At 42.3% G+C, this 3,127-nt stretch carries 3 protein-coding genes; 1 reads left to right on the top strand and 2 read right to left on the bottom strand.

All coding sequences use genetic code 11. The annotated features are described in order from the left end of the window. Positions 1 to 1,093 (bottom strand): AAA family ATPase (locus tag TOL9009_RS38285; RefSeq protein ID WP_038296184.1); only part of this gene is annotated, 1,093 nt, incomplete at its 3' end. A gap of 85 nt (positions 1,094 to 1,178) precedes the next feature. On the opposite strand from TOL9009_RS38285, the gene TOL9009_RS0105550 reads away from it, so the two are divergent. Next, positions 1,179 to 1,979, top strand: coding sequence for a peroxiredoxin-like family protein (locus TOL9009_RS0105550; protein ID WP_029631713.1), 801 nt, complete (start codon positions 1,179 to 1,181; stop codon positions 1,977 to 1,979). 125 nt (positions 1,980 to 2,104) lie between these two features. Here TOL9009_RS0105550 and TOL9009_RS0105545 read toward each other — a convergent pair whose 3' ends face one another. Beyond that, positions 2,105 to 3,055, bottom strand: a complete 951-nt coding sequence (locus TOL9009_RS0105545) for an AraC family transcriptional regulator (RefSeq protein ID WP_313770048.1) — start codon at positions 3,053 to 3,055, stop codon at positions 2,105 to 2,107. Positions 3,056 to 3,127: the final 72 nt, after the last annotated feature.

Here is a 3,127-nt window from a genome sequence, read left to right as displayed (position 1 = left end):
GCATCCAAGCCTCTGCTGCTTCAATTGCGATTTCTGCTTCTTTGGAACGGGCTTGTTTGAGTCCAAAAATATCTGAGGTTAACCATCCAACTATGTCCCCTTGTTTTGACCAAGGTACTTCGTCAAGACTAACCTCTGTATCTTGTAATTTAAATAAAAATAGTTTATCTTCTTGCTCATGAAAATTTGGCTCTAAAGAAGCAAGAACAAGTGGAGAATGAGTAGTTACTAAAGCCTGTATCTTCATCCTGGGTTGTAATTCTGTTACCACAGATAAAATAGCTGGTAAAATCACCCTCTGCCAACGAGGATGCAAATGAGATTCAATTTCGTCAATTAGTAAAACTATCTGATTTACTGGCTTTTGTTGTCGCAGTTCGGAAGCTTTTTTATGTTCGTACCAAGTCCACACTAGTAAATAAGCTAGTCCCAGAATACGCTTCATTCCGGCTGATGTTTGAGTGACAGGAACATTCCCGTAAGGTAGGTTCACTGTAGGAATATCGCGCACGTCTTCAATAGAAACTCGCGTTGTTTCTCCCACTTCTATCCATTCGGAAGGGTGAGGTGCAAGTTTTTTAATGACATTAGAAAAGAGTTCAAATGGATATTTATTGGGTTGATTCTGCCATGTAACCCAATCTTGAATTAGACCATTACAAATAACTTTACCTTTTGACTTTAATCCATTCCAAAGTGTATTTGGATTAAAGTCAAAAGGAATATCGCGTTGGCGAGCTGGGTCAAAAATGGAAAAACTACCATCAACCCGCACATAAATAACTACTTCTTTTAATAAAGGCGGCATTTGTAAATTACGCCATTGCTGTTCAGAAAAATCAAACTGGCTCTGATACTCTCTTATATTTTTTTTATTGCTAACTACGGCTGTAATTTGTGGATTTTCACCTCTGACTCGCTGTGGGTACGCTGGTTGCTCCGCCCAATTTGTAGTCATCACCCACCATGCAATATCGAGTAAAAAACTTTTACCTAAACCATTATCACCCGTAAATATATTGAGCCTATCGGCAAATGCGACATCAAAATGGGCAGCAGGACCAACTTGTTGGAGGTGAAGTTCTTTTAACATTTGGCTCTCATACACAAATTTATATTGATCAACTTACTTCTTGTAAATTAAAATTGGATAGCTCAATAGCAGTTAATCATTTTTAATGAATCCCTACAATATCCTTAATCAGACTGAACTTCAGTGTGTTAGTGATGGCATGACCCGACCCCTACTAGAAAATTGCGAGACTGCCTCACATATCCTGATTTTAGTCTGGCCACAACTTGGGGATTTTGATAGCCTTGAATATGCATGGTGGTTACAGCGCAAAGCTAAAAAATTGCCTCCTGAAAAACTCGCTATTCGTGCAGTGGGAATTGGCTCACGCACCTCTGGAACAAGATTCTGTCAATATACAGGATTTTCAGCCCAAAATTTATTTGTTGAACCGAATGCAGAACTACATCACCAACTCAAACTTTATTCTGGTCTGAATCTGACTCTACCTGGACTTTCCCCTGCTCAGAAAGCTTGGCTAAATCTAATGTTAATGTGTGCAGGGTTTGGAAGTCCGGGAACGCTAAGAGAAGTTTTTCGGGGATACAGGGGAGATCGTCAAGCCCCTCAACTCATTGAAGATGATGAAATTATTCAAGGTACTCCTCTACCTGCTTTTAAAGGCTCGTTTTTCCGATTAGCTGGCCCAAATGGTTTTCAACGTCCTTTTGAATTAGCAACTCTCCGACTACGTAATATGGTGGAAGTTCTAAGCAATTGGCACACTTATGTACCAAATTCTGCCTACTTAACTCAGCGTGGTGGAACTTTTTTGTTTGATAGCAAAGGCCAGTTAATTTACTCTCATCGAGATCCAGGAATTTTGGGCTTTGCTGCTAATATGAGTCAGCCTCTATCATTTTTATCCTTGATCGAAGCAAATAGCTTTACGATGGGTGATGCGTAAAGCCCCCGAATGCGCTTTGCTCCCATTCAGGGGATATAAGCGATCGCTCTGGTGAAATGAGGAAAAAGCAAAAAGGGTGTGAGTCGGATGTTTGCAGTTTGCTTTAGCGAACTCACAGTCTTTACTCAAGCTGTTCGTAATCGTTCAATGTCCTTCATAGGAGAGGCACCAAACATCCGAGAATATTCGCGACTAAACTGTGAAGGACTTTCATACCCCACCTGATAGGCTGTATGGGTCGCATCGACATTCTCGGCAAGCATTAGGTGACGCGCTTTCAATAGTCTTAATTGCTTTTGATATTGCAGCGGACTCATCGAGGTGACTTCTTTGAAATGGCGATGGAACGAGGAAGGAGACATATTGGCTTGAAGAGCTAGATCCTCAACCCGCAGTGGCTTTGTAAAATCAGCCTTGATAAGTTTTATCACTTCAGCAATGCGCTGCATATTGCTGCCCGATGTGGCAATTTGGCGAACTGCTTCACCTTGTTCACCAATTAACAAACGGTAGTAGATTTCGCGGACGATCATTGGTGCTAGGAATGGAATATCCTGCGGTGTGTCCAAAAGCCGTGTCAGCCTGATAGCACAATCAATCAACGATGGATCGGCATCGCTGATGAACCAGCCTCTAACCGAGTTTTCTTTCTTACCCATGCCTGGGTTAGTTTGAGCAATAATGTCACAGAGTTGAACGGGGTCTAAATCTAGCTTAAATCCTAGATACGGCTTCGCTTCGGTCGCCTCGATCGCCAATCCACAAAGCGGCAAATCCACCGAAACCACTAGATATTGAGCTACGCCATACTGATAGGTTTCCTCATTTAGCAACACTTCTTTTTTGCCTTGAACGACAATGCCGAGAATCGGTTCGGCGACTCCCTGCATTGTGGCTAAAGTATCAGATTGCCGCATGAATTCTAACTGATTAATCGCCGTTGGATGAACACCGTTTCCCCTAGTGTCAGTGTGCCGAGCGACTAATGCTGCCAGTTCGTCACACTTGCTGATTGCCGCTTCATAGTTCAGTGTTTCAATCACCACGCGCTCATTCCTGACTGATACCATCCTCATAGGCTCATTATAGAGAATATTTCTCCCTTGCCAACGCCTGACTTGAGAGGATTAGGCAATCATCTGCAAGGT

This window comes from [Scytonema hofmanni] UTEX 2349, from assembly GCF_000582685.1.
GTDB lineage: Bacteria > Cyanobacteriota > Cyanobacteriia > Cyanobacteriales > Nostocaceae > Hassallia > Hassallia hofmanni.
This window is presented reverse-complemented; position numbering and strand designations above follow the sequence as displayed.

Excerpts from the sequence above, each read along its gene's own strand:
- TOL9009_RS0105550 (WP_029631713.1), top strand. The coding sequence starts at position 1,179 with ATGAATCCCTACAATATCCTTAATCAGACTGAACTTCAGTGTGTTAGT.
- TOL9009_RS0105545 (WP_313770048.1), bottom strand. The coding sequence starts at position 3,055 with ATGAGGATGGTATCAGTCAGGAATGAGCGCGTGGTGATTGAAACACTG.